Here is a 24,415-nt window from a genome sequence, read left to right as displayed (position 1 = left end):
TGTGTCATAGACTTTTCAAAAATGTTCTATAATAGAAAAGTTGCATAAAAGCAGAAAGGAGGGCGTTATGCCATATGTAATCGCAGAGCCTTGCGTTGATGTAAAAGATAAAGCGTGTGTAGATGAATGCCCTGTAGACTGCATTTATGAAGGCGATCGAACGCTTTATATTAACCCAAACGAGTGTGTGGATTGTGGAGCTTGTGAACCGGCTTGCCCAGTAGAAGCTATTTTTTATGAAGATGATTTGCCAGAAGACTGGGAGTGGTATCGCGATGCTGCGGTTGATTATTTCGACAAGCTCGGAGATTTGGGAGGAGCTACAGATGCTGGAGCTTCCGGATGGGATGAAGCTCGCGTTGCAGCCTTGCCTCCGCGTTCAGATAAAGCAAGTAATTAATTATTTGCAAAGTATTATTTAATGTGGCGCGAGTTTACAATCCAATGTGGGCAGCGTTGTTGCCGTATTTTTTGCGAACGGCATCTAAAGCGTGTTCTGCGTGACGCAATCTAGTATTTTTATTCATTGTGGACATGATGTTTTGTGTAGGATTTTTAGATTCGCGAGTATTTTCCTCCAGAATATCGTTTAGAGAAGGCTGAAGTGAAACTTTGTTTGCTGGCACAAGATTATTCGCTGTAACACCAGCTAAACGAACTGGGCTTAAAAGCTTTGTGTTATTGCCTCCAAGAATGTAATTATGCACAGTTGGATTAGCTTTAGAAAGCAAAACAACGACATGCTCGTAAAACTCGTGTGTTGAATCAGTTGCGTTTTGCAAAGTAGAAGATCTAGTAACATAATGCAAGTCGCCAAAGCGTAGTTTTAACGTTATAGTGCGTGCCATAAGTTTTCTGTTTCGCAACTGTTGAGTTACTTCGCTGCAGCATTGCTGTAGTAATTGTTTAACAGCATTCTCGTTCGTGGTATCTGTATCAAGAGTTCGCTCAGTTCCAATGGATTTTTCAGGGGCATGTGCAGTCACAGTGCGCTCGTCTATGCCCCTAACTGATTGATATATCATTCTTGCTAAGATTTGCGAACCCGTTATGCGAGTAAGCGTTGCTTCGTCAACATTTTTAAGCGACGCAACAGTAGATAAGCCCCAATCCTCAAGCTTATGTATTAAAGATGAGCCAATTCCTGGTATTGCGCGCAATGGCATTATTGACACAAAATCTTCATTACATTTTTGCGGAATAAGAAGCATTCCGTTAGGTTTTGCGTTAGTTGAAGCCATCTTTGCAATAAGTTTATTGCTGGCAATGCCAACCGAGCATGTAATATGATACTTTTCAAATACTTCTTTTCGTACCCAAGTTCCAATATTTACAGGCGATTTCCACTGTAATAAAGCCGATTTAACATTCATATAGCATTCGTCAACAGAAACTTTTTCAACTTGATTAGTAATATGCAAAAAAATATTTTCAAAAATACTTTTGGAAACGCTTGAATAGTAAGGAATGTCAACTGGCAAGAAAACTCCTTGTGGACAAAGATTTCTAGCTTTAACAACGGGCATAGCGGAATTAACGCCGTAAGCGCGCGCTTCGTAGCTTGCTGCAGAAACAACAGCGCGATTGCCTGTGCCGATAATAAGCGGCTTTCCTTTAAGCTCCGGGTGTCTTGCAACTTCTAAAGAAGCATAAAATGCATCCATGTCGACATGAAGTATGTTACAACCTGAGGTGTCGTGCCCCCAATCACGTTTCGCTGCTTGTACTCTCGGTGCTGTACTCATAAGTTTATAATAGAACAAACGTTCGATTTTATGGAAAAAATTTGTGGATTAAACTAATGTTTTTGTAAAAAAGCGTATGTCGGATCAATATTCATGTAGGGTTGTTGCTATGAAGCAATTTGTCGTCAATCTTTTACATCGCATGCCTGTGCTGCTTATTATCGTCATTGAGGCTTCAATGGTGTATACAGCAACTTCTGTTGCAAAAGTAGCTTTTAGCCAATTGGATCCTCTGTATGCAGTGTGGTATCGCGTAGGATTTATGACATTGTTGCTTTTGGCTTGGAGAAGACCATTTTCTCGCAGCAAACGTAGTTTTTTGCCAAAAACGCTACGAGAATGGGGAATTGTTGCAGCCGTTGGCGTGTCGTTAGTTGCTATGAACACTATGTTCTATGTTGCTATTAGTTGCATGGCTGTTGGTGTTGCAGTGACTATAGAATTCATAGGTCCTTTGCTTGTGGCTGTTATTGCAGGTCATGAATGGCGAGAGCGTGTGGGAATTGTGATTGCTGTTTGTGGCATTATGCTGTTGGCTAGCGCTTCTATACATAGTTCAGTAAGCCCGCATTTTCTAATTGGGTTATTCGCCATTCTTGTTGGCGGTTCAATGTGGGGCCTATATATTGTTTCAGGTCGCATGTTGGCAAAAAGTTCACACGCTATTGATCGTGTAAGTGTTGCAGCTCTTATTGGTTGGCTGTTGCAATCTGTTGTTCTTGCTGTTCCTGCAGTGCAGCATGTTATTTCGCCTAAACCAGAAGCTACTTGGGCTGCTCGCCCTGGTGGTTCTTTTGCTTTACTTGCGTTAATGTTGGTTATTGCAATATGTGCTTCTTTCTTCCCAACTTTGCTTGATCAGGTTTTATTGAAACGTGTTACTTCTGCAAAATACTCTGTTATACAAGCGTTGTATCCTGCAATCGCAGTTATTATTGGAATGGGATTTGGTGAAATTCCAACATTGACTGATATTGCAGGAATAATTCTTGTTATGTTTGCTGTAGTTGTAACGTTTTCTGGAGATCACAATCCTGTGTAGCACTGGATATTGTTATATTAAATGTTATCTTAAAGTGTGTCGTCAAGCTTGTTTACAGTCCTTAAGAGGTGCTATAGTGTCAATCTGTTGCTGTTATGTACAGTAAACAAGTGGAGTCATGCCTGAGTGGCCGATAGGGGCACCCTGCTAAGGTGTTAGTCGTGTAAGCGGCTCGAGAGTTCGAATCTCTCTGACTCCGCGGATTACTCCGGATTGCTTTTTGCAGTCCGGAGTTTTTGTTTTTTAAAAATCTCCACATGAAAAAATTGGGTAAGCGGCGGGTAAGCGGCGGGTAAACGGCAAAAATTTAGGCAAGAGATTTAAGCAAAATTGTGGATTTGTGCATAACTTTTATCCAAATACTACCTTTTAACCACAATACTAAAAAAATATTTACGCAAATCTTTTCTAAAGTCATAGTTGATGTCATGAGCGCTTACTCTAGTGTTCAATGCAAATAGAAAATTATTCTCATAATTCGCTATTGCATTAAGGGTTGGGTTAAAGGAGATTTTTATGGAAACATATTTGGGGAAGCATACTAATTTTAGTTGTGCGAATAAATTGCGAAACCTCATGAAACAAAAAAATATTCGCAAAATGTTGGCATTGTTTACTTCCGCAGTACTAGTTCCTTCGGTGCTTTGTTCGCAAATTGCTATGGGATCTGTCGATAAATTAACGGGTTATTATTACAAAAAGTCGAATACTGTTGAATGGCTAAGCGAAAAGATTGCAAGGCTAAGGCTCGGTCCTGTTACGGATAAGTGGGAGGGTAGAAAGAATTCTATTTTTTGCATGGAATCTTCCGTGTTTATAGATTACAAAGGCAATATTAAGCAGATGAATGGTGAAGATTATCGTATTGCTGCAAATATTATTAAAACGCACAACAACAATGACGATGATTTAACTCAGGCTGCTTTGGCGTTTATGATTCATAATCATTTTGATATTAATCAAGATAGATGGAAGGAGGCTGTTGAAAACGGATTTGTAGACGTTGAAACAGAAACTTTAAGGAATAAGGCAGATAAGTTGTGGCAGCAGGGTGTTAAAGAAACTCCGGTTAAGGCTGTGCTAAAAAATGATTACACTAAGGGCAAGCGCATTGGCGTAATGCATATTAGTCTGCAAAATTCTAATGGAGATTCTTTAGGAGGAGTACCTATTAAAGTAAAATCCTCAAATAATCTTATTAAATTTGCTAACGGATCTGAGTCTTTTGAAGGAAAATCTAAAAAAGAAGGTTTAGATATTACTTGGAACGCACTTGATGCTGGAAACGCTCGAATTGAAGTTTCTTTTAACGCTCCAAAAGCTGAACGTTTATTCTCTCCAGATGGTCAAGATGTGATTAGATCTTTTGAAAATACATGGTATCCGCAAGATTTTTCTTTTGGTGTAGAAAAAACTTTCCAGCCGTTACTTAAGTCGAAAATATCAAAGCATGAGCTGCGTGCAGGAGAGCAGGTAGATAGTACTGTAACTAGCAGTGTTGCAGGAAATGATTCTTGGCCAGAAAATGTTCGTCTTCGCGCGCAAGGCTACTATTTTGTAGGTTCAGCTGAAGATATTTTGCATATTCAACAGCGAAATAGTGGTGAATCTGCTAAAGAGTACTTGAATCGCATGCGTTCTATGCCTAATTTGCGCCAAGTTGCTGCGGCTAAAGCTAATTTCTCTAATTCTGGCGAAACTATAACTGCAGTAGCAAAACGCGCTAATGGCGATATTACAGCATCTGATCTTGATAAAGCAGAAGCTTATAAAGTAAATGATTTAGAAGCAGGTTTGTTTGGCACATGGGTTTGGATTATTTCTCGCGATTCTCAGAATAAATCTGACCGAGAGTTTCTGAAAGATGATGTTGTGCAGCTATTTGGTTCTACAGACACTACGGCTGTTCATCAAGCAACTGTGAGCTCAGATATTGTTGCTAAGCAGCAAACTGTTGGGCTTAATACGGAAATTGTTAATGAGATTACTGTAAGAGGTCTTCCTGAAACTTACGGATCTTTTAAGGGAAATAACAGTTACGGCTTTAATGAAGATAAAAAAGCGCATATTCGCGTTTGGTGGGCTGGTGCAGGTAGCGAAAATCCTACTAAAAAAGACAACGAAAATTATATGCCGGGATCTAAAGGCGAGCCGTCTTATCAAGAGCCAAAAGAAGATAGTCATCATCGTTTGATTGCTAAGTGGGATGTTCCTGCAGTTAATGGCGTGTACAAGATTGGCAACGGAAATATTACGCTTAGACCTATTGCTGGAACTGATAGGTCTACTACTGAGCCGAAAGTTTTGGAAAATAATGTGCATATTCGCGCTAATAAAAATAGTGAGTCAGGATGGTATGTGTTTGTTTATGATTTTCCTGGTTCTTCACGCGCTTTAGCTCATAAATCCGCGTATGACGGATTGTGGAGTCGTGCCTTAGTTGAACCGGATGTTTTAACTACCCCTGTATCTGTTACAACTAGAGTAAGCGATGAAAAAGTTAAGGCTGGTGAAAAGTTCCACGATAATGCTCGTATTACTGGCACGTTGCCAAAAGGAAGTTACGTAGTGTTTAGTGCATACGAGTATGAAGATGGTAAGGGGAATAAGAGTGATTCTAGTGGAGCTAAATGTAGCGATGCTAAGAATGGTGACGCTAAGAATGGCGATGCTAAGAATGGCAGTGATTCTGAAACTAAGGAGATTAAGAAAGCTAAGGAAGCTAAGGAAACTAAAGAGACTAAGGAAACTGTAATATCTGCTGAAATTGAGAAAAAAATGCCTCAATCTCGCGTAAATATTACAAATAAACAAGCTGAAGAAAGTAAAAAGTCTTCTATTTCTGTAAGTTCTGCAGATATTACATTAGATCATGAAGGAACTGTTTATTGGAAAGCTGAAGTTTACGATGCTCAGGGTAATCCTTTAGCAACTCACGCATTGGGTGTAGAAGGAGAGACTGTGCAAGTTTCCGGCGGCGAGGATCGTTCTAAGAATGATGAAAATGAGGAGAATAATAAAGAAAACAAAGAAAATGTAGAAGAAAATCATAGTAAAACTGGCAGTGATGAAACGGCTGGCAGTGATGATTCAACTGATTCGAAAAATGATGTGAATGATAATGCTTCCAATCAACACGACAGCACAAATAGCAACGAAAATGCTAATAAGAATTATGTTAATCGAAGTAATACAATTCCAACATCGCTTGCTGTTACTGGTGCTTCTTCAGTAACTGTGATACTTCTGGCTGTTATTACGTTAACCTTTGCTTCAGGTTTATCGTTAGGTCGTTTTTCATCTATAGTTCCTAAGCATGGGAGAATGTCTGGTGGAGCTCGACATGGCGGGATTCCTCCAATGAGGCGTCGGTTAGTGAAATAGCGCATTTTTAATGTAGAATATTTGGCGCGTTAGTCTATTGAGATTTTTTGAAGTAGATTAACGCGTCATTTTGCAATAAATAATACGATGATGCATAATATAGATACAACGATTTATTGTATTAATTTATATATGATGTTATAACCTTTATGTGGTTGTGTAATTGATAAATCGGAGTAACGATGAAAAATTATGATATTGATAAAGAAAAACTGATAGTACGCATGCATCGAGTACAAGGTCAGCTTGCAGCAGTCAATACTATGATTGAAAACGATGCGAAGTGTCAAGATGTTCTTATGCAGCTTTCCGCTGCAACTGCTGCTTTACATTCTTTAGCAGTGATAGTGGCAAGGGAACATGTCAATAAAGAAATACATGAATCTGTAAAAATTGGTACCGAAGAAGGTGCCGATGCAGCAATGGAAGATATTTCTGGTATCATTGACAGGTTATTGCGTTACGAAAAAGCGTAGTATTGGGTAGTATCTAGTGACTAATTCGCATAATATTCTGCACACTGTTCGTCAATTGCAATCGCAGCCTTTCGAGGCTTCTTTCGTAGAGAAAAAATCAGAGTTTATTGGATGCATTTGTCATATTGATAATCTTGACGATGCTGCGGAATTTATGCAATCAGTGCGTTTTAAGAATCCTAAAGCTCGCCATGTTGCGTATGCTGCAATTTGTGGCTCGTCGAAAGCTCAATTGCATGAGCGCATGAGTGACGATGGTGAGCCAACTGGAACAGCAGGAAAACCAATATTAGATGTACTTAGATCGTCAAATTTAACAGATTGTGTAGTAACAGTAACGCGATATTTTGGTGGTATTTTGCTTGGAGCTGGTGGCCTAACCAGAGCTTATGCGCGTGCAGCAAGTATGGCAGTAGAATCTGCGCAAATAGTTGATATTATTACGTGCACTCGTTTTACTTGCAAGTTGCAATATCAACAATTGCGAATGTTGCAGCATATTGTAAGCCAAATGGAAGGCATAATTGACAACGAAATTTATGGTGCTGAAATTTCCCTTAATATTGCTATTCCAACTTTAAAATCACAAGAATTTCTTGATATGGTTCAGAATGCTTTTTCTGGAAACGTTGTGCCGAAAGCAGATGGTACTCTAAGTAATAAGCTGATAGATACTAAGCGTTAAAGGTGATTTCATGGAAAAGACTAATGAAAAAACAAACACTATTGACGATTCATCTTATGAACCTTTAACTGCTGTATATGAGCATTTACGACATAGCGAAGATTCAGCTGAGCTTCATGAATTTGCTAGGAGAGAATTACCGGATCGATCAGACCAAGCGGCATTTTCTAGAGCCACCTCCTTGCTTGAAGCAGTTGCAGGTAATATCAATACTCCAGAAGAAGACCGTATTTATTTAGCTACAGAAATGCCTTTCCCAAACATATTAGTGAAACTTTCTGAAGATTCTGCTGATAAAGTACGTTTGGCTGTTGCTGAAAATAAAAATGCTAAAAATTGGTTAGTTGGAAGACTTACTAAAGATTCATGTAACGCAGTTCGAAATGCTGCATTATGCAATCCAAAAGCTTCTTGGAAAATGCGTTTAGAGGGTGCGCAATCGGATGGCATAAGTGCTGAAACATTGAAATATCTCGCCTCCCTTGGTGTTAGTGCAGAAGAAAACGCTCCAATTGTATTAGCTTCCATGGTACGAAGAGCTGTTGCGCTAAATCCTGGTGTTCCACAAAATGTGCTGCAAGAACTATGCAACGATAAATCTGAAGATGTATCATCAGCGGCGCGCAGTCGTTGCTAACGCGAATAATGGAGCGTATGGATAATACAACAGATGAAGAAGTAGCAATGAAGCCATTACACCGTCTTGCTGAATTAATGGGCGTTGGCGTGAGTTTTATTGGTTCGGATAATCAAAAACACGAGATTCAAGATAACGTATTAGTTTCTGTCTTAAGCGCATTAGGCGTAGACGCTTCCACAAATGAGACAATAGAAAGATCTACAAACGACGTTTTAGCGTATCGACACGGTCGTATTGTTGCTCCAACAGTTTTGCACACTGTTGGCAAATGTGATGAAGTTACAGTTAATACGGGAATATTAGAATACCCAGTTGCAACATTGACATTGGAAAATGGTGAACAATATAAAGGCGATTTAACTATTGTTCCTAACGAAAATGATGTTGCATACCCTGTAAATGGAAAATTTGTTGCAACATCTCTTATAAAAATTCCTGAAGATGTGCCAATGGGTTATCACACATTGCGTGTGACAGTTGGTGAGAGACAAGAAGAAGCAACACTTATTAGTGCTCCAGAAAGCATTGATACGCTGAATTCCTTAGAGCCCAATGGAGAACAGCTTTGGGGATGGATGGCACAACTTTACTCAATCCGTTCTTCAAAGTCTTGGGGTGTTGGTGATTTTGCTGATTTGGCGACTCTTCTTACTGAAGCTAAGCAAAAAACTGGCGCTGACTTTGTGTTAATAAACCCAATGCATGCAGGTGAGCCTATAACTCCGCTTACTCCATCCCCATACCTGCCGGTTGCTCGAGGAATGGTAAACGTAACGTATATTAGCCCAGAAAGTATTCCTGAGTACGAAACGTTAAACGATAAAACTCGCAAAGAAATTGAAAAGCTTCATGGACAGGTTGAGCCGCTTAACAATGACGCGCAAATAATAGACCGTGATTCCATGTGGCGTGTAAAAATGCGTGCATTGTGGCTGATTTTCAAGGCTGGTATGTCTGAAGATCGCGCTCGCATTTTTAATGAGTTTAAGCATGAGATGGGTGACAGGCTTGAATCTTATGCCACTTGGTGCTTGTGCTACGACAAGTGGGGTGCTCCAAAGGGTGACGATTGCTGGGAGAAAACTCTTACTAAGGATTCTGATCAAGTTCGCGAATTAGCTAATCGTTTCCCAGATACTCTTGAGTTTTATCGTTGGCTTGAGTGGGTTGCTTTTACGCAATTGCATGATGCTCAAGTTGCTGCACGTAAAGCTGGTATGAAAATCGGCATTATGTCTGATATGGCTGTTGGCGTGCATCCTGCAGGATCTGAAGTTTGGTGGAATCCGGAGAGATTTGCTAACGGAGCTACTGTTGGCGCTCCACCTGATTACTTCAATCAGCAAGGTCAAGATTGGTCTCAGCCACCTTTGCACCCATTTGAGCTTGAGCGGACTGGTTTTAAAACATACCGAGATATGGTTCATGGAATGTTTGCTTCAGCAGGTGCTGTTCGCATTGACCATATTCTTGGACTTTTCCGCTTATGGTGGATTCCAGAAGGTTCAGCTCCAAGTGGCGGTGCTTATGTTTACTACGATGCTGATATTATGCTTGGCATTTTGGCAATTGAAGCCGCTCGTGCTCACGGTGTAGTTGTTGGCGAAGATTTGGGTGTTTTGCCCGCAAATGCTTTGGAAGTGTTGCGCAAGAAGGCTGTGCTTGGTTGCACGGTTGAATGGTTCGAAGAGCGTGACGGCGAATTCCGTACTCCAGACAAGTGGCGCGAAATGACGCTTGCATCTGTAAATACGCATGATTTGCCTCCTGCTGCCGGCTATTTGCGCTATGAGCAAGTTAATATTCGTGAGCGCTTGCACTTGCTTACTGGTTCTGTTGAAGAATTCCGCGCTGGAGCTGAGGCAGAGCATCGCGCTATGATGCGAATGTTGGTCAAAGGTGGTTATTTGGATGCTCAGTTGCTTGAGGATGAGGATGCTCATACTCAGGAGATTGTTGAAGCATTGTACCGCGCTTTGAAGGCTGCTCCTTCCAGATTGTTGGCTGCTTCTTTGGTCGATGCAGTTGGAGAGTGTCGTGTGCAAAATCAGCCTGGAACGAATGACGAGTATCCGAATTGGCGTATTCCATTAGCTGATGGTGAAGGCAATCCTGTGTCCTTGGATAATATGTTTGATTTGCCTCGAGTGCAGTCGCTTTCTGCGATTATGAATGCATAACATTTTGTGATTTATTTTGTTTGACAATTTGTTTAGCAATTTGTTTTGTATTCGTCTCAGCCTTATATAAAATAGACACTTGCAAGTAGTCGCCACTTGGCGATATACTTGCAGATTGTTGTGTTTCCCTAAGGGGTCCTTCAAAGCGCTTTTCCCACTCGCCATCGAGGACTTTCAGGGAGCCCACGGATTATGAGTAAAATATTTTCTATAAACCAAGAAGATATACGCTCGAAACACAATAGAGAAAAGGTACGATTGTGAAGACTTTCACACCGAAACCAGCAGATTTAACTCATGACTGGTACATCATCGATGCCACTGACGTGGTACTTGGTCGTTTGGCCTCTCAGGTAGCAATCTTGCTGCGTGGTAAGAATAAGCCAACGTTTGCTCCTCATGCTGATTCTGGCAATCACGTTATTATTATTAACGCTGAAAAGATTGCTTTGACTGGCAATAAGTTGAGCAAGGAACTGTATTCCCACTCTGGTCGTCCGGGCGGCCTTCGTCGTGATAGCTATGCAGAGCTTTTGGAAAGGAATCCAAAGCGTATTATCATGGCTGCCGTTAAGGGTATGCTTCCAAAGAATCGTCTTGCTAAGGTGCAGCTTGACCGTCTTCGTGTGTTCACCGGAGCTGAGCATCCGCACACTTCGCAGAAGCCACAGGTCTTCGAGATCGCTCAGGTCTCTCAGCAGGCTAAGTGAGATCAAGGAGAATAGATATGGCAGAAAATAACAACTCCGCGGTTCTTGAGAACGAAGAAGAACTGACTAGCTACACCACTGAAACCAATGCTGGTGCAGGCACTGGTACTTCCGCCATCGAGCCAGGCTACGGCACTGGTCGTCGTAAGGAAGCTGTTGCTCGCGTGCGTTTGGTTCCTGGCTCCGGTAAGTGGACTATTAATGGTCGCACTTTGGAGGAGTACTTCCCATCTCGTTTGTTGCAACGCGAAGTGAATTCACCAATCGTGTTGCTCAAGCTTGAAGGCAAGTTTGATGTTGTAGTCCTCGTTGACGGTGGTGGTACCACTGGTCAAGCTGGTGCTATTCGTTTGGGTGTTGCTCGTGCATTGAATACTATCGATCGCGATGCAAACCGTGTTGCTTTGAAGAAGGCTGGCTTCTTGACTCGTGACGCTCGCGTTGTGGAACGCAAGAAGGCTGGTTTGCACAAGGCACGTCGTGCACCTCAGTTCTCGAAGCGTTAAGTTTCGCGAATTTATATTTACAAATGGCTCCTGGTTTTGCTGGGAGCCATTTTTGTATTTTTTATTATTTATTAAATTTGTTGAGTAAATGTTATAAATAGTGTGTAATTATCTGTCAAAATTGACATTCTAGAAAAATTTATCTATTAATCGAACATAAATCATTACAAAAAAGAACAAATAACGAACAATAGAGGATAAAGCTCGCTCATAAATAGCGCAACTCGCTTCAAAGATGCGAAAGTACAGCAAAGAGACTAAATTGTGACTTGTATCACATATTTAGCGGTGAATACTAAATTAGTTTGTTCATAAGTCTATTGATACCGCTGGTGGAACTATCGAGGAGGATACTCATGGTTGAGGCACAACACCAAGCCGAAACTGGCAAAACTGCTAGTGCTGATGACATTGCGTTAGCTGCTCAAAATGAAGTTGATAAACTTGTTGAAAAAGCAACTGTCGCTTTGAATGAGTTTGAGAAGCTTAATCAGCAGCAAATTGATCATATTGTTGCTAAAGCTTCAGTGGCAGCGTTGAATAAACATTTGGTTCTTGCAAAGATGGCTGTTGATGAAACAGGTCGTGGTTTAGTAGAAGATAAAGCTACAAAAAATATCTTTGCATGCGAACATATTACGCATTATCTAGCAGGTCAAAAAACAGTTGGTATTATTCGCGAGGACGATGTTCTCGGAATTGACGAAATAGCTGAACCGGTTGGTATTGTTGCAGGCGTCACTCCAGTTACAAACCCAACTTCTACAGCTATTTTTAAGTCGCTTATTGCACTTAAGACTCGTTGCCCAATTATTTTTGGATTCCATCCTTTCGCGCAAAAGTGCTCTTCTGAAGCAGCTCGAATTGTTCGCGATGCTGCTGTGGCTGCAGGCGCGCCAAAAGATTGCATTCAGTGGATTGAGCATCCTTCAATTGAAGCTACTGGTGCATTGATGAAACATCCAAAGATCGCAACTATTCTTGCAACAGGCGGTCCTGGAATGGTTAAGGCGGCGTATTCTTCAGGAAAACCTGCTCTTGGTGTTGGTGCTGGAAATGCTCCTGCATATGTCGATAGTGATGTTGATATTGTGCGTGCTGCAAATGATTTGATTCTTTCAAAGCATTTTGATTACGGAATGATTTGTGCAACAGAGCAAGCAATTATTGCGCATAAGGATGTATATGAGCCATTGCTTCGCGAATTGAAGCGCAGGAAAGCATATTTTGTTAACGCTGACGAAAAAGCTAAGCTTGAACAATATATGTTTGGATGCACTGCATATTCTGGAAATACGCCAAAACTTAATTCTGTTGTTCCTGGTAAGTCTCCGCAATATATTGCGCACGAAGCTGGATTTGAAATTCCAGAAGATGCTGTGATTTTGGTTGCAGAGTGCAAAGAAGTTGGCGAAATGGAGCCGCTTACTATGGAAAAGCTCGCTCCTGTACACGCAATGCTTCGCGCAGAAAATAAGGAACAAGGCTTCAAGATGTGTGAACAGATGCTTGTGCATGGAGCTGGTCACACTGCTGTAATTCACACAAATAATCAAGATCTTGTGCGCGAATATGGTGTTCGTATGCATGCTTGCAGAATTGTTTGGAATTCTCCTGGATCTCTTGGTGGCGTTGGAGACATTTACAACGCGATTGCTCCTTCGCTTACTCTTGGATGCGGATCTTATGGTGGAAATTCCGTTTCTGGCAACGTACAAGCTATAAATCTTCTTAATATTAAGCGTATTGCACGAAGGAATAATAATATGCAATGGTTCAAGATTCCGGCTAAAACTTATTTTGAGCCGAATGCTATTCGTTATTTGAGGGATATGTATGGCGTTGAGCGCGCAGTTATTGTGTGCGATAAAGTTATGGAGCAACTTGGCGTAGTCGATAAGATTGTTGATCAGCTTCGTGCTCGAGATAATCGCGTTAGCTTCCGTATTATTGATTACGTTGAGCCTGAGCCAAGCGTTGAAACAGTTGAGCGTGGCGCAGCAATGATGCGTGACGAATTCCAGCCAGACACAATTATTGCTGTTGGTGGCGGTTCTCCAATGGATGCTTCTAAGATTATGTGGCTTATGTATGAGCATCCGGAGATTTCTTTCGCTGATTTGCGAGAAAAGTTCTTCGATATTCGAAAGCGCGCATTTAAGATTCCGTCTCTTGGTAGCAAAGCTAAGCTTATTTGCATACCAACTTCTTCCGGAACTGGTTCTGAAGTTACGCCTTACGCTGTTATTACAGATCACAAGACTGGATACAAGTATCCTATTACGGATTACGCTTTGACTCCAACGGTCGCAATAGTCGATCCTGTTTTGGCTCGTACTCAGCCGCGTCGATTGGCGTGCGATTCTGGTTTTGATGCTTTAACTCATGCTATGGAAGCTTATGTTTCTGTTTACGCAAATGATTTTACGGATGCTATGGCTTTGCACGCTTCGAAACTTATTTGGGAAAATCTCAACGATTCTGTGAATTGTGAAGATTCTCAGCGCAAGATTGAAGCAAAAGAAAAAATGCATAATGCAGCTACTATGGCTGGAATGGCGTTTGGTTCTGCATTCTTAGGAATGTGCCACGCTATGGCTCATACTATTGGTGCTTTGTGCCACGTTGTACACGGTCATACGAACGCAATTTTGCTGCCTTACGTTATTCGTTATAACGGTCAAATTCCGCAAGAGCCAACTAGCTGGCCAAAGTACAACCGCTATATTGCTCTTGAGAGGTATCAGGAGATCGCTAAGAATCTTGGTGTAGATCCTGGTAAAACTCCTGAAGAAGGCGTTGAAAATCTTGCTCGTGCTGTTGAAGAGTATCGAAATGAAAAGCTTGGCATGGACGCTTCGTTTAAGGCTTGTGGCGTAGACGAAGAGTACTACTGGTCGATACTTGACAATATTGGCATGCGTGCTTACGAAGATCAGTGTGCGCCTGCAAATCCTCGCATTCCACAAATTGAAGATATGAAGGATATTGCTATTGCTGCATATTATGGTGTTTCTCAAGAAGAAGGCCATCGCATGCGCTTGGAGCGTGAAGCGGCGTAATTATTTGCATATCTAGTTAATAATGGCAGAAGCTCAACTATAATTGTAGTTTCTGCCATTTTTTGTTGGAAAATAGCCGACACGCCCGGTTTTTAATAATCGAAGGTTGATGGTTTAATTACTTAGTTGCCTGTTTTAAGGCTCGCATATTGTAATTAAAAAAAGCGAGCGCGGAAGCAAAAACTTTGAATCGAAATTTTTTTTGTATGAATAGGTTTCTGATGCCGCGCACTGATGTGGAATTACCCTAGGGGTTTATTCTCGCCGGTGCCCTTGAATTCAGGTTGGTAAACAGTAAACGAATCGCTAGAAAGGGCGGACGGCAATGGCGGGACAGAAAATCCGCATCAGGCTTAAGTCCTATGACCATGAGGTCATCGACCAATCGGCGAAGAAAATCGTCGAGACGGTGACGAACGCGGGCGCCACAGTGGTGGGTCCGGTTCCTCTGCCGACCGAGAAGAACGTGTTTGTTGTTATCCGTTCTCCTCATAAATACAAGGATTCTCGCGAGCATTTCGAGATGCGCACTCATAAGCGTCTCATTGACATCGTAGATCCAACGCCAAAGGCTGTGGATTCTTTGATGCACATTGACCTGCCTGCGGATGTAAACATCGAGATCAAGCTGTAGGAAGGGGGAGAAAGTAATGTCGCAGAATAAGAATCGCACTGCATTGCTCGGCCGCAAGCTGGGTATGTCGCAGGTTTGGGATGAAAACGGCTTCTTCGTCCCCGTAACTCTGGTTGAAGTTGCTACTAACGTAGTTACCGCTGTAAAGACTGTAGAGTCTGACGGTTATTGCGCAGTACAGCTCGGTTACGGCCAGATTGATCCTACCAAGGTGACTAAGCCATTGGCTGGTCATTTTGCAAAGGCTGGTGTAACTCCTCGTCGTCACCTCGCTGAGGTGCGCACCGAGAACGCGGCAGATTATCAGCCAGGTCAGGAATTGACTGCTGAATTGTTCGCTGAGGGTTCTGAAGTAGATGTCACTGGCACTACCAAGGGTAAGGGTTTTGCTGGCACTATCAAGCGTTGGGGCTTCAAGTCCTATCGTCGTACTCACGGCTCGCACAAGAACGAACGTCGCCCAGGTTCTGTGGGCGCTTGCGCAACTCCAAGCCGCATTTTGAAGGGCAAGCGTATGGCTGGTCGCATGGGTCATGTGACTTCCACCGCGCTTAACCTCACCATCGTTTCTTCGGATGTCGAGAACGGCATTCTCGCTATTAAGGGCGCTGTTCCAGGTCCTAAGGGCGCAATCGTTCTCGTCCGTTCGGCAGTGAAGGGAGCCTGATAATTATGGCAAACGTAACTCTGAACGTCACTGATACTAAGGGCAATGCAAACGGAACCGTTGAAGCTCCTGCTGAAATTTTCGGCATCTCCAACGAAGACGTTTTAGCTCACGGTCCACTGGTTCATCAGGTCGTAATCGCTCAGCTTGCTGCTGCTCGTCAGGGCACCCATGCTGTGAAGAATCGTGCTAATGTTTCCGGCGGCGGTAAGAAGCCATGGAAGCAGAAGGGCACCGGTCGTGCTCGCCAGGGTTCCATTCGTGCTCCTCAGTGGGTACATGGTGGCGTTGTTCACGGTCCAGTTCCTCGTAAGTACGATCAGCGTACCCCGAAGAAGATGAAGGCAGCTGCTCTTCGCTACGTTCTTTCGGATCGTGCAAATGCTGGACGTATTGCTGTAGTTGACTTTGGTATTAAGGATGTTCCATCCACCAAGACAGCTGTTGCAGCACTTACTCCTGTGACCAATAACCAATTCACTACTGTTGTTCTTTCTCGTGAGAACATCAATGAGTGGATGTCTGTACGCAACATTCCAACTGTTCACGTGATCTTCGCTGATCAGCTCAACACTTACGATGTTGTTACAGCTCAGTACGTCGTCTTCTCCAAGGAAGGCTTCGAAGCCTTCGTTGCTGCTAAGACCGAGCCTGTCGTTAAGGAGGCCTGATTTAAATGGTCGCAGTCCATAACCCAGCACATGACGTAATTCTTAAGCCAGTTGTTTCTGAAAAAAGTTACGCAGCTTCTGATCGTGGTCAGTACACTTTCGTAGTGGCTCCAGATGCTAACAAGGTTCAGATCAAGCAGGCTATCGAAGAAATCTTCAAGGTCAAGGTGACAAACGTTAACACTTTGAACCGCGCTGGCAAGTTGAAGCGCTCTCGCACCGGTTTCGGCCGTCGTGTGAACCAGAAGCGTGCTATTGTCACCGTGGCTGAAGGTCAAACGATTGACATCTTTGGTAACTGAAGGCTAGCCGAGAAAAGTAAAGGAATACTATATTATGGCTATCCGCGTTTATAAGCCGACGACTGCAGGCCGTCGCAACGCTTCGGTTTCGGATTTTGCCGAGATCACGCGTTCTACGCCTGAAAAGTCGCTGGTACGCAAACTCAGCAAGACTGGTGGTCGTAACTCTTACGGCCGCATGACTTCTCGCCATCGCGGCGGTGGTCACAAGCGTCAGTATCGTCTCATCGACTTCAAGCGTTGGGACAAGGATGGCGTGCCAGCAAAGGTCGCTCATATTGAGTATGACCCTAACCGTTCCGCTCGCATCGCTTTGTTGCATTACGCAGACGGTGAGAAGCGTTACATTATCGCTCCTGAAGGCGTTGCCCAGGGTGATGTTATTGAGACCGGCGCTCAGGCTGATATTAAGCCAGGCAACAACCTGCCTCTGAAGAATATCCCAACTGGTACCGTGGTTCACGCAATTGAGCTTCGTCCACTTGGTGGTGCGAAGATTGCTCGTTCCGCTGGTGCTGCTGTTCAGCTCGTCGCTAAGGATGGTGCTTATGCGCAGTTGCGTATGCCATCTGGCGAAATTCGTAACGTGGACGCTCGTTGCCGCGCTACTGTTGGCGAAGTAGGTAATTCCGATCACGCCAATATCGAGCTTGGTAAGGCAGGTCGCGCACGTTGGCTTGGTCGTAGACCAATCACCCGAGGCGAATCCATGAACCCTGTGGACCATCCACATGGTGGTCGCACCCGTGGTGGTAAGCCACCAGTTTCTCCATGGGGCAAGGGCGAGGTTCGTACACGTCGTCCAAAGAAGGCTTCGAACAAGATGATTGTTCGTCGTCGCCCGAATGGTAAGAACCGCAAGTAAGGGAGTGTCGAATAGATGACTCGTAGCATCAAGAAGGGCCCTTTCGTCGACGCCCACTTGCAGAAGAAAGTCGACGAGCAAAACGACAAGGGTACGCACAATGTCATTAAGACTTGGTCGCGTCGTTCGATGATCACTCCTGATTTCATTGGACACACCTTTGCCGTACATGATGGCCGCAAGCATGTGCCGGTATTCGTTACCGAAGCCATGGTTGGTCATAAGCTCGGTGAGTTCGCCCCGACCAAGACCTTTAAGGGTCATGTGAAGGACGACAAAAAGGCACGCCGCTAAAGGAGAGTTAGGACACATGGAAGCTAAAGCAATCGCTCGTCACGTTCGCGTGACGCCGCGCAAGGCTCGCCGCATGGTCGACCTCATCCGAGGCAAGCGTGCAAGCGAAGCTATTACCATTTTGAAGTTTGCTCCTCAGGACGCATCATTGCCGGTGCGCAAGGTTCTTGAAAGCGCGATTGCTAACGCTCGCGTTAAGGCTGAAAAAGCCGGTGAACCATTCCGTGAGCAGGACTTGGTCATCAAGGAAACCTATGTGGACGAGGGTGTAACGCTTAAGCGTTTCCGTGCTCGTGCACAGGGTCGCGCTGCGCGCATTAACAAGCGCACAAGCCATATCACTGTTATCGTCTCGCTTAAGGAAGGAGCCCGCTAAAGATGGGTCAGAAGATCAATCCTTTCGGCTATCGCCTGGGCATCACCGAGAATCATCGCTCTAAGTGGTTCTCTGACTCCAACAAAGCTGGCGAGCGTTATCGTGACTTCGTCCTTGAGGATGACAAGATTCGCAAGGAAATGAGCCATGACCTCGAGCGTGCTGGCGTATCTCGTATCGTTATCGAGCGCACTCGTGATCGCGTTCGTGTAGATATTCACACTGCTCGTCCGGGTATTATCATCGGTCGTCGTGGCGCTGAAGCTGAGCGTGTTCGCGCAAAGCTCGAGAAGCTCACAGGCAAGCAAGTACAGCTCAACATCTTCGAAGTGAAGAACGCTGCACTTGACGCTCAGTTGGTTGCTCAGGGAATTGCGGAGCAGTTGACAAACCGTGTTACATTCCGTCGTGCTATGCGTAAGGCACAGCAAGATGCAATGCGTGCAGGTGCCAAGGGTATCCGTATCAAGCTCTCCGGTCGCCTTGGTGGTGCCGAAATGAGCCGCTCTGAGTTCTATCGCGAGGGTCGCGTTCCACTGCAGACCCTTCGTGCCTTGATTGATTACGGCTTCTTTGAAGCTAAGACCACATACGGTCGTATCGGCGTAAAGGTCTGGATCTACAAGGGTGATATGACCGAGCGTGAGTTCGAAGAGCAGCAGGCTCAGCAGGGTAAGCGTGAAGGTCGTCGTGGTGGCGATCGTCGTCCACGTCGTGGCGCACGTCCTGCTAACCAGCAGAAGGCTGCTGAAGCACAGGCTGAAAAGCCAGCTGAAGCTGCAGCTGCTGAAGCTCCTGCCGCAACGGAAACGAAGGAGTGAGCAGATGCTTATCCCAAAGAGGACTAAATATCGTAAGCAGCACCGTCCTACCCGTAGCGGCATGTCTAAGGGTGGCACCGAGATCGCTTTCGGCGATTTTGGTATTCAGGCGCTGGCTCCGGCTTACATCACTAACCGACAGATCGAGGCAGCTCGTATCGCAATGACTCGCTACATTAAGCGTGGCGGTCGTGTGTGGATTACGATCTTCCCAGATCGTCCATTAACCAAGCACCCGCTTGGTGCGCGAATGGGTTCCGGTAAGGGTGCTCCAGAATTCTGGATTGCCAACATCCACCCAGGACGCGTAATGTTCGAGATCGGTGGTGTTTCTGAGGACATCGCTCGCGAGGCTTTGCGCCGCGCTATCGATAAGCTCCCAATGAAATGCCGTGTTATTGCGCGTGAAGGCGGTGACATCTGATGCCAGTCGGAACTGCAGACTACACCATCAAGAATTTGAACGAGAAGACAAATGCTGAGATTGAAGGCTTCTTGAAGAAGTCTAAGGAAGAGCTATTTAACTTGCGCTTCCAGGCAGCAACTGGTCAACTCGAAAACAGCGCTCGCCTCAAGGCGGTCAAGCACGACATTGCCAGGATGTATACTATCCTGCGTGAGCGTGAACTCGGCATCAGCCAAGAGCCTGGCGCCACTGAGGTCAAGGAGAAGTAAGCATGGCTGAGAACCAAGAGCGCAACTTCCGCAAGGTTCGTCGCGGCTACGTCGTGTCCGAGGCCATGGACAAGACAATCGCCGTTGAGCTGGAGCAGCGTTCGACACACCCGCTTTACGGTAAAGTCGTTCGCTCCACCCGCAAGGTCAAAGCCCATGATGAACACAATGAGGCACATATTGGCGACCTCGTGAGTATTATGGAAACTCGGCCACTGAGCAAGACCAAGCGTTGGCGTCTCGACTCGATTATCGAGCGCGCCAAGTAAACAAGTTCGGCAAGGCTCCGCGCTTCACCTGTGTCTGCTAATGTGTAGACACAGGTGAGTGGGGAGAACCAGCTCGGCTAAGGAGAATCAATGATTCAGCAGGAAACGCGGCTTCATGTCGCCGACAACACGGGTGCTAAGGAGTTACTTGCCATCCGCGTGCTCGGTGGATCGAAGCGACGCTATGCCGGCATCGGCGACATCATCGTCGCCTCCGTCAAGGACGCGATCCCTGGCGGGTCGGTCAAGAAAGGCGACGTAGTTAAGGCTGTCGTCGTCCGTACTGTCAAGGAGCATCGCCGTGTCGATGGTTCCTATATTAAGTTCGATGAGAACGCCGCCGTAATTCTCGGCTCCGGTCGTGAACCAAAAGGCACTCGTATCTTCGGACCAGTCGGTCGTGAATTGCGTGATCAGCGCTTCATGAAGATTGTGTCCCTTGCTCCGGAGGTGATCTGATATGGTAGCCAAGATTAAGTCCGGCGACCAGGTGAAGGTCATTCGCGGCAAGGATCGCGGTAAGGAAGGCAAAGTAGTTCGTGTACTAGCCGATGACCGTTTGATTGTAGAAGGCGTTCAGATCGTTAAGAAGCACGTTCGCGCCACCCAGCAGGGTCAGCAGGCGGGCATTGTTTCGGTTGAGGCTCCAATCCATCGCTCTAATGTGATGGTTATTGATCCAGAGACCAAGCAGCCTACACGCGTTGGCGTGATTGTTAAGCAAGAGGCTCGTGACGGCAAGGTTAAGACCGTGCGCGTGCGTGTCGCCAAGAAGTCCGGAAAGGAGCTGGCATGACCGATACTACAGTTGAGTTGCCGGCAACTCCGCGCTTAAAGCAACAATACAAGGATGAAATCGTACCAGCCTTGGAGAAAGAATTCGGCCACACTAATCCTATGCAGGTGGCTCGCGTGCAGAAGGTTGTCGTCTCTATGGGTGTCGGCGCTGCAGCTCGTGATTCTAAGCTCATTGAAGGTGCGATTAAGGATCTCACTTTGATTGCCGGCCAGAAGCCAAAGGTAACTAAGGCAAAGAAGTCTGTCGCTCAGTTCCATTTGCGCGAAGGTCAGGCTATCGGTGCTTACGTAACTCTTCGTGGCGATCGTATGTGGGAATTCTTGGATCGTTTGCTCACTCTGGCTTTGCCTCGTATCCGCGATTTCCGTGGTATCAATGGCAACCAGTTTGACGGTCAGGGTAATTACAACTTTGGTCTTACGGAACAGTCTATGTTCCATGAGATTGATCCTGACTCGATTGATCATCAGCGTGGTATGGACATCACCGTGGTGACTACCACCAAGGACGATGTGGAGGCCAAGTCTTTGCTTAAGCACCTCGGTTTCCCATTCAAGGAGAACTGAAATGGCAAAAACCGCTCTGAAAAACAAGGCGGCCGCCAAGCCGAAGTTCAAGGTACGCGCTTATACGCGTTGCCAGGTTTGTGGTCGTCCTCACTCCGTGTATCGCAAGTTCGGTCTGTGCCGCATCTGCCTTCGTGAGAAGGCTCATCGCGGTGAGTTGCCGGGTGTTACGAAGTCCAGTTGGTAAATATCGACGCTGAAGGTCCACTGCTTGAAGACAAAGTTCTCATATAGAGGCGGTGGAAACCACGGCGAGAAAGGGCGTTAGCCCACATGACAATGACAGATCCAATCGCAGACATGTTGACACGTCTGCGTAATGCGAGCGCGGCAAAGCACGATACCGTGGAAATGCCGTACTCCAAATTCAAGGCGAATATCGCCGAGATTCTGAAGCACGAAGGCTATATTAAGGACTTCGCTGCTAAGGAAGCTAAGGTTGGACAGACGTTGGAAATTACGTTGAAGTATGGCTCCAATGGCCAGCGTTCTATCCAAGGCATCAAGCGCATTTCTAAGCCAGGCTTGCGTCGTTACGCAAAGTCTGATGCTTTGCCAATGCCTCTTGGTGGCCTCGGTATTGCTATTATCTCGACCAGCTCGGGATTGTTGACTCAGAAGGAATGCCTCGATCGAGGCATTGGCGGCGAAATCGTCGCCTACGTATGGTGAGAAAGGAGAGCTGAAGATGGCATCGCATATTGGTAAGCTCCCCGTCGACATTCCTGCAGGCGTGGAAGTAAAGATTGAAGGTCAGTCCTTCAGCGTCAAAGGCGCTAAGGGTTCTGATTCTTATGAAATTCCAGAGGGAATCACCGCAGCAGTCGCTGACAATCAGATTGTTCTGACTCCAGTTGACGATTTGCGTCCAACTCGTGCAAAGCATGGTTTGGCTCGCGCAATTGTTGCTTCTATGGTGAAGGGTGTACATGAAGGCTACACCAAGACTTTGGATATTGTCGGTACCGGTTATCGTGCAGTGATGAAGGGCAAGGGCATTGAGTTCTCGCTCGGTTATTCTCACACTATTACCGTTCAACCACCGGCAGGTATTGAGTTCGAGTTGCCAAATCCTAACCAGGTAATCGTAAAGGGCACCGATAAGCAGACTGTTGGTCAGGTTGCTGCTAACATTCGTAAGCTTCGTGCTCCAGAACCTTACAAGGGTAAGGGTATTAAGTACACCGATGAACGTATCCTGCGCAAGGCTGGAAAGGCTGGTAAGTGATATGAGCGTTAAGATTTTCGGTAAGGGTACCAAAGTCGCACGTTTGCGTCGTCACGCCCGTCTTCGTAAGCACATTGCCGGCACATCTGAACGTCCTCGTTTAGTTGTTTCCCGTTCTAACCGTCATATGGTTGCTCAGATTGTGGATGATACCAAGGGAATTACTTTGGTAAGTGCTTCCACTTTGACTGCTGACTTCGCTGGTTTCACTGGCACGAAGACTGAAGCTGCAACCAAGGTTGGCGAATTAGTAGCGGCTAAGGCGAAGGAAGCGGGTATCACCGCTGTAGTCTTCGACCGTGGCGGTAACAAATATCATGGTCGCGTCGCAGCAGTGGCTGAAGGCGCCCGTCAGGGAGGTCTGGCACTGTGAGCGACAACGAAAAGGAAACCCAAGTGGCTGAAGAAACTCAGAACACTCAGGCATCCGCTGAGGAGCGTAACGATGATCGTCGTTCTCGCCGTAACAAGGGCGAGGGTAAACGCGGCGAACGTCGTAATCGTCGTGAAGAAAACCGTGGCGAAGAGCTTCTGGATCGCGTAGTTACTATTAACCGTGTTTCCAAGACCCACAAGGGTGGTCGTACCTTTAGCTTTGCAGCACTTGTTGTTGTTGGCGACGGTAAGGGCACTGTTGGTGTTGGTTACGGCAAGTCTCGCGAAGTTCCAGCTGCTATTGCTAAGGGTCAGCTTGACGCTAAGAAGCATATGTTCACTGTTCCACGCATTCGTGGCACCGTCACTCATCCAGTGCTCGGTCACGATGCTGCTGGTACTGTGTTGCTCCGTCCAGCTGCTCCAGGTACTGGTGTAATTGCTGGTGGTGCTGTACGCGCTGTTATGGAATGCGCCGGCATCACGGACATCCTCACCAAGTCCATGGGCTCTGCAACTGCTGTAAACGTAGTGCGTGCTACTGTGGACGCTTTGAAGAAGCTCGAAGAGCCAGAAGAGATTTCTGCTCGTCGTGGTCTTTCTCTTGAGGAAGTCGCTCCTGATGCTTTGCTCCGTGAGCGTGCTGCTGGCATTGCCGAAGCTCGCAAGGCTCGCGAAGAAGCTCAGGCCGCCAAGGCATCTGAAGCAAAGGATGGTGAGTGATGTCAAATTTGAAGATCACTCTGGTGCATGGTTTAGTTCATACAACTGAGCGCCAGCGCGCGAATGTTCATACGCTCGGCCTTCATAAGATTGGTCACAGCGTAGTTCGCGAGGACACCCCCGTCAATCGTGGCTTGGTTATGGCCGTTCGTCACTTGGTGAGCGTCGAGGAGGTCGACTGATTATGGCTAACGAAGAACCAATGCTGCATATGCACACGTTGCGTCCAGCTCCAGGAGCTAAGAAGGATCGCATCCGTGTAGGTCGTGGTGAAGGCTCTAAGGGTAAGACCTCAGGTCGTGGTGATAAGGGCACAAAGAAGCGTTATCAGGTTCGTCCTGGCTTCGAAGGTGGTCAGCTCCCACTGTACATGCGCTTGCCTAAGTTGCGTGGCTTCAAGAGTCCTTTCAAGAAGGAATTCCAAGTCGTCAACGTTGCAGATCTTGCTGACCTTTTCCCAAAGGGTGGCGAGGTTACTGTAGCTGACCTTATTACTAAGGGCGCTGTACGTGATGGCTATCCTGTAAAGGTTCTTGGCGATGGTGAATTGACTGTTGCTTTGACTCTTAAGGGTATGAAGGCTTCTGCTTCTGCTAAGGCAAAGGTTGAGGCTGCCGGCGGCTCCATCAGCGAAGAGTAGTTAAAGGCTACTTAAAGCTTGATGCAGTTATAAATCTGTGATAGTCCCTCTAGCATTGTCTAGAGGGACTATTTTTATCA

At 45.6% G+C, this 24,415-nt stretch carries 32 protein-coding genes and 1 tRNA gene; 32 read left to right on the top strand and 1 reads right to left on the bottom strand.

All coding sequences use genetic code 11. The features are described from left to right. Positions 1-67: 67 nt before the first annotated feature. Positions 68-400, top strand: coding sequence for a ferredoxin (gene fdxA / locus HXT40_RS06380; RefSeq protein WP_004109733.1), 333 nt, complete (start codon positions 68-70; stop codon positions 398-400). 34 nt (positions 401-434) lie between these two features. On the opposite strand, the gene dinB is transcribed toward fdxA, so the two are convergent. Continuing rightward, positions 435-1,745, bottom strand: a complete 1,311-nt coding sequence (dinB, locus tag HXT40_RS06375; protein WP_064621618.1) for a DNA polymerase IV — start codon at positions 1,743-1,745, stop codon at positions 435-437. A gap of 109 nt (positions 1,746-1,854) precedes the next feature. Here dinB and HXT40_RS06370 point away from each other — a divergent pair, with 109 nt between their 5' ends. From HXT40_RS06370 to rplO, 31 genes are all read left to right on the top strand, one after another. Further along, the gene (locus HXT40_RS06370; protein ID WP_064621617.1) at positions 1,855-2,787 is read left to right on the top strand and encodes an EamA family transporter; all 933 of its coding nucleotides are present in this window, start codon (positions 1,855-1,857) and stop codon (positions 2,785-2,787) included. 112 nt (positions 2,788-2,899) lie between these two features. After that, a tRNA-Ser gene (locus tag HXT40_RS06365) sits at positions 2,900-2,986 on the top strand. A gap of 317 nt (positions 2,987-3,303) precedes the next feature. Further along, positions 3,304-6,171 (top strand): peptidase, encoded by a 2,868-nt coding sequence (locus HXT40_RS06360; protein ID WP_410310960.1) that lies wholly within the window; start codon positions 3,304-3,306, stop codon positions 6,169-6,171. A gap of 182 nt (positions 6,172-6,353) precedes the next feature. Next, complete coding sequence (locus HXT40_RS06355; protein WP_004109707.1) at positions 6,354-6,647, top strand: metal-sensitive transcriptional regulator; 294 nt, start codon at positions 6,354-6,356, stop codon at positions 6,645-6,647. Between the two features lie 16 nt (positions 6,648-6,663). Next, complete coding sequence (locus HXT40_RS06350) at positions 6,664-7,332, top strand: YigZ family protein (RefSeq protein ID WP_081378919.1); 669 nt, start codon at positions 6,664-6,666, stop codon at positions 7,330-7,332. Positions 7,333-7,342: 10 nt separating this feature from the next. Then, positions 7,343-7,969: a hypothetical protein gene (locus tag HXT40_RS06345; RefSeq protein ID WP_004109701.1), complete on the top strand. Its 627-nt coding sequence runs from the start codon at positions 7,343-7,345 to the stop codon at positions 7,967-7,969. Between the two features lie 8 nt (positions 7,970-7,977). Beyond that, entirely contained in the window at positions 7,978-10,152 is a 2,175-nt protein-coding gene (gene malQ / locus HXT40_RS06340; RefSeq protein ID WP_410310228.1) for a 4-alpha-glucanotransferase, read from the top strand. Between the two features lie 260 nt (positions 10,153-10,412). Continuing rightward, on the top strand, positions 10,413-10,862 hold the full coding sequence (gene rplM / locus HXT40_RS06335; RefSeq protein ID WP_012913824.1) for a 50S ribosomal protein L13: 450 nt from the start codon (positions 10,413-10,415) through the stop codon (positions 10,860-10,862). Positions 10,863-10,879: 17 nt separating this feature from the next. Next, the gene (gene rpsI, locus HXT40_RS06330; protein ID WP_410310961.1) at positions 10,880-11,368 is read left to right on the top strand and encodes a 30S ribosomal protein S9; all 489 of its coding nucleotides are present in this window, start codon (positions 10,880-10,882) and stop codon (positions 11,366-11,368) included. A gap of 356 nt (positions 11,369-11,724) precedes the next feature. Further along, positions 11,725-14,430 carry a bifunctional acetaldehyde-CoA/alcohol dehydrogenase gene (gene adhE / locus HXT40_RS06325; RefSeq protein ID WP_410310962.1) on the top strand — a complete coding sequence of 902 codons (2,706 nt, stop codon included), beginning with the start codon at positions 11,725-11,727 and terminating at the stop codon, positions 14,428-14,430. Positions 14,431-14,755: 325 nt separating this feature from the next. Further along, positions 14,756-15,064, top strand: a complete 309-nt coding sequence (rpsJ, locus tag HXT40_RS06320) for a 30S ribosomal protein S10 (RefSeq protein ID WP_003808013.1) — start codon at positions 14,756-14,758, stop codon at positions 15,062-15,064. Between the two features lie 16 nt (positions 15,065-15,080). Next, positions 15,081-15,731 (top strand): 50S ribosomal protein L3, encoded by a 651-nt coding sequence (rplC, locus tag HXT40_RS06315; RefSeq protein WP_004105519.1) that lies wholly within the window; start codon positions 15,081-15,083, stop codon positions 15,729-15,731. Positions 15,732-15,736: 5 nt separating this feature from the next. Next, a complete protein-coding gene (gene rplD / locus HXT40_RS06310) occupies positions 15,737-16,402 on the top strand; it encodes a 50S ribosomal protein L4 (RefSeq protein ID WP_012913826.1) in 666 nt (221 codons plus the stop codon). A gap of 5 nt (positions 16,403-16,407) precedes the next feature. After that, positions 16,408-16,704: a 50S ribosomal protein L23 gene (gene rplW, locus HXT40_RS06305; RefSeq protein ID WP_004105515.1), complete on the top strand. Its 297-nt coding sequence runs from the start codon at positions 16,408-16,410 to the stop codon at positions 16,702-16,704. Between the two features lie 34 nt (positions 16,705-16,738). Next, positions 16,739-17,569, top strand: coding sequence for a 50S ribosomal protein L2 (rplB, locus tag HXT40_RS06300; RefSeq protein WP_004574091.1), 831 nt, complete (start codon positions 16,739-16,741; stop codon positions 17,567-17,569). A gap of 15 nt (positions 17,570-17,584) precedes the next feature. Further along, the gene (rpsS, locus tag HXT40_RS06295) at positions 17,585-17,863 is read left to right on the top strand and encodes a 30S ribosomal protein S19 (protein WP_004114357.1); all 279 of its coding nucleotides are present in this window, start codon (positions 17,585-17,587) and stop codon (positions 17,861-17,863) included. Between the two features lie 16 nt (positions 17,864-17,879). After that, a complete protein-coding gene (gene rplV / locus HXT40_RS06290) occupies positions 17,880-18,239 on the top strand; it encodes a 50S ribosomal protein L22 (protein ID WP_004105510.1) in 360 nt (119 codons plus the stop codon). Positions 18,240-18,241: 2 nt separating this feature from the next. Next, complete coding sequence (rpsC, locus tag HXT40_RS06285) at positions 18,242-19,060, top strand: 30S ribosomal protein S3 (protein WP_004574090.1); 819 nt, start codon at positions 18,242-18,244, stop codon at positions 19,058-19,060. Positions 19,061-19,064: 4 nt separating this feature from the next. Next, the gene (gene rplP / locus HXT40_RS06280; protein ID WP_004109684.1) at positions 19,065-19,484 is read left to right on the top strand and encodes a 50S ribosomal protein L16; all 420 of its coding nucleotides are present in this window, start codon (positions 19,065-19,067) and stop codon (positions 19,482-19,484) included. Then, positions 19,484-19,735 carry a 50S ribosomal protein L29 gene (rpmC, locus tag HXT40_RS06275; RefSeq protein ID WP_004105502.1) on the top strand — a complete coding sequence of 84 codons (252 nt, stop codon included), beginning with the start codon at positions 19,484-19,486 and terminating at the stop codon, positions 19,733-19,735. The genes rplP and rpmC overlap by 1 nt, the downstream gene beginning before the upstream one ends. A 2-nt stretch (positions 19,736-19,737) precedes the next feature. Further along, positions 19,738-20,004 (top strand): 30S ribosomal protein S17, encoded by a 267-nt coding sequence (gene rpsQ / locus HXT40_RS06270; RefSeq protein ID WP_004114365.1) that lies wholly within the window; start codon positions 19,738-19,740, stop codon positions 20,002-20,004. Between the two features lie 90 nt (positions 20,005-20,094). Next, positions 20,095-20,463: a 50S ribosomal protein L14 gene (rplN, locus tag HXT40_RS06265; RefSeq protein WP_004574089.1), complete on the top strand. Its 369-nt coding sequence runs from the start codon at positions 20,095-20,097 to the stop codon at positions 20,461-20,463. A gap of 1 nt (position 20,464) precedes the next feature. Beyond that, complete coding sequence (gene rplX / locus HXT40_RS06260) at positions 20,465-20,800, top strand: 50S ribosomal protein L24 (RefSeq protein ID WP_012913827.1); 336 nt, start codon at positions 20,465-20,467, stop codon at positions 20,798-20,800. Then, positions 20,797-21,369 carry a 50S ribosomal protein L5 gene (rplE, locus tag HXT40_RS06255; RefSeq protein WP_004109679.1) on the top strand — a complete coding sequence of 191 codons (573 nt, stop codon included), beginning with the start codon at positions 20,797-20,799 and terminating at the stop codon, positions 21,367-21,369. The genes rplX and rplE overlap by 4 nt, the downstream gene beginning before the upstream one ends. Before the next feature lies 1 nt (position 21,370). Beyond that, the gene (locus HXT40_RS06250; RefSeq protein WP_003808046.1) at positions 21,371-21,556 is read left to right on the top strand and encodes a type Z 30S ribosomal protein S14; all 186 of its coding nucleotides are present in this window, start codon (positions 21,371-21,373) and stop codon (positions 21,554-21,556) included. Positions 21,557-21,642: 86 nt separating this feature from the next. Further along, a complete protein-coding gene (gene rpsH, locus HXT40_RS06245) occupies positions 21,643-22,041 on the top strand; it encodes a 30S ribosomal protein S8 (RefSeq protein ID WP_004105495.1) in 399 nt (132 codons plus the stop codon). Between the two features lie 16 nt (positions 22,042-22,057). After that, a complete protein-coding gene (gene rplF / locus HXT40_RS06240; protein ID WP_004109673.1) occupies positions 22,058-22,597 on the top strand; it encodes a 50S ribosomal protein L6 in 540 nt (179 codons plus the stop codon). A gap of 1 nt (position 22,598) precedes the next feature. Beyond that, positions 22,599-22,970 (top strand): 50S ribosomal protein L18, encoded by a 372-nt coding sequence (gene rplR, locus HXT40_RS06235; RefSeq protein ID WP_004109670.1) that lies wholly within the window; start codon positions 22,599-22,601, stop codon positions 22,968-22,970. Continuing rightward, positions 22,967-23,695: a 30S ribosomal protein S5 gene (gene rpsE, locus HXT40_RS06230; protein WP_004574087.1), complete on the top strand. Its 729-nt coding sequence runs from the start codon at positions 22,967-22,969 to the stop codon at positions 23,693-23,695. Before rplR ends, rpsE begins: the two co-directional genes overlap by 4 nt. Further along, entirely contained in the window at positions 23,695-23,877 is a 183-nt protein-coding gene (gene rpmD, locus HXT40_RS06225) for a 50S ribosomal protein L30 (protein ID WP_004105491.1), read from the top strand. The genes rpsE and rpmD overlap by 1 nt, the downstream gene beginning before the upstream one ends. Positions 23,878-23,879: 2 nt before the next feature. Further along, a complete protein-coding gene (gene rplO, locus HXT40_RS06220; RefSeq protein ID WP_004109667.1) occupies positions 23,880-24,335 on the top strand; it encodes a 50S ribosomal protein L15 in 456 nt (151 codons plus the stop codon). The last annotated feature ends 80 nt before the right edge of the window (positions 24,336-24,415 follow it).

The organism is Gardnerella sp. DNF01180P (genome assembly GCF_049244205.1).
GTDB classification, from domain to species: Bacteria; Actinomycetota; Actinomycetes; order Actinomycetales; family Bifidobacteriaceae; genus Bifidobacterium; species Bifidobacterium swidsinskii.
This window is presented reverse-complemented; position numbering and strand designations above follow the sequence as displayed.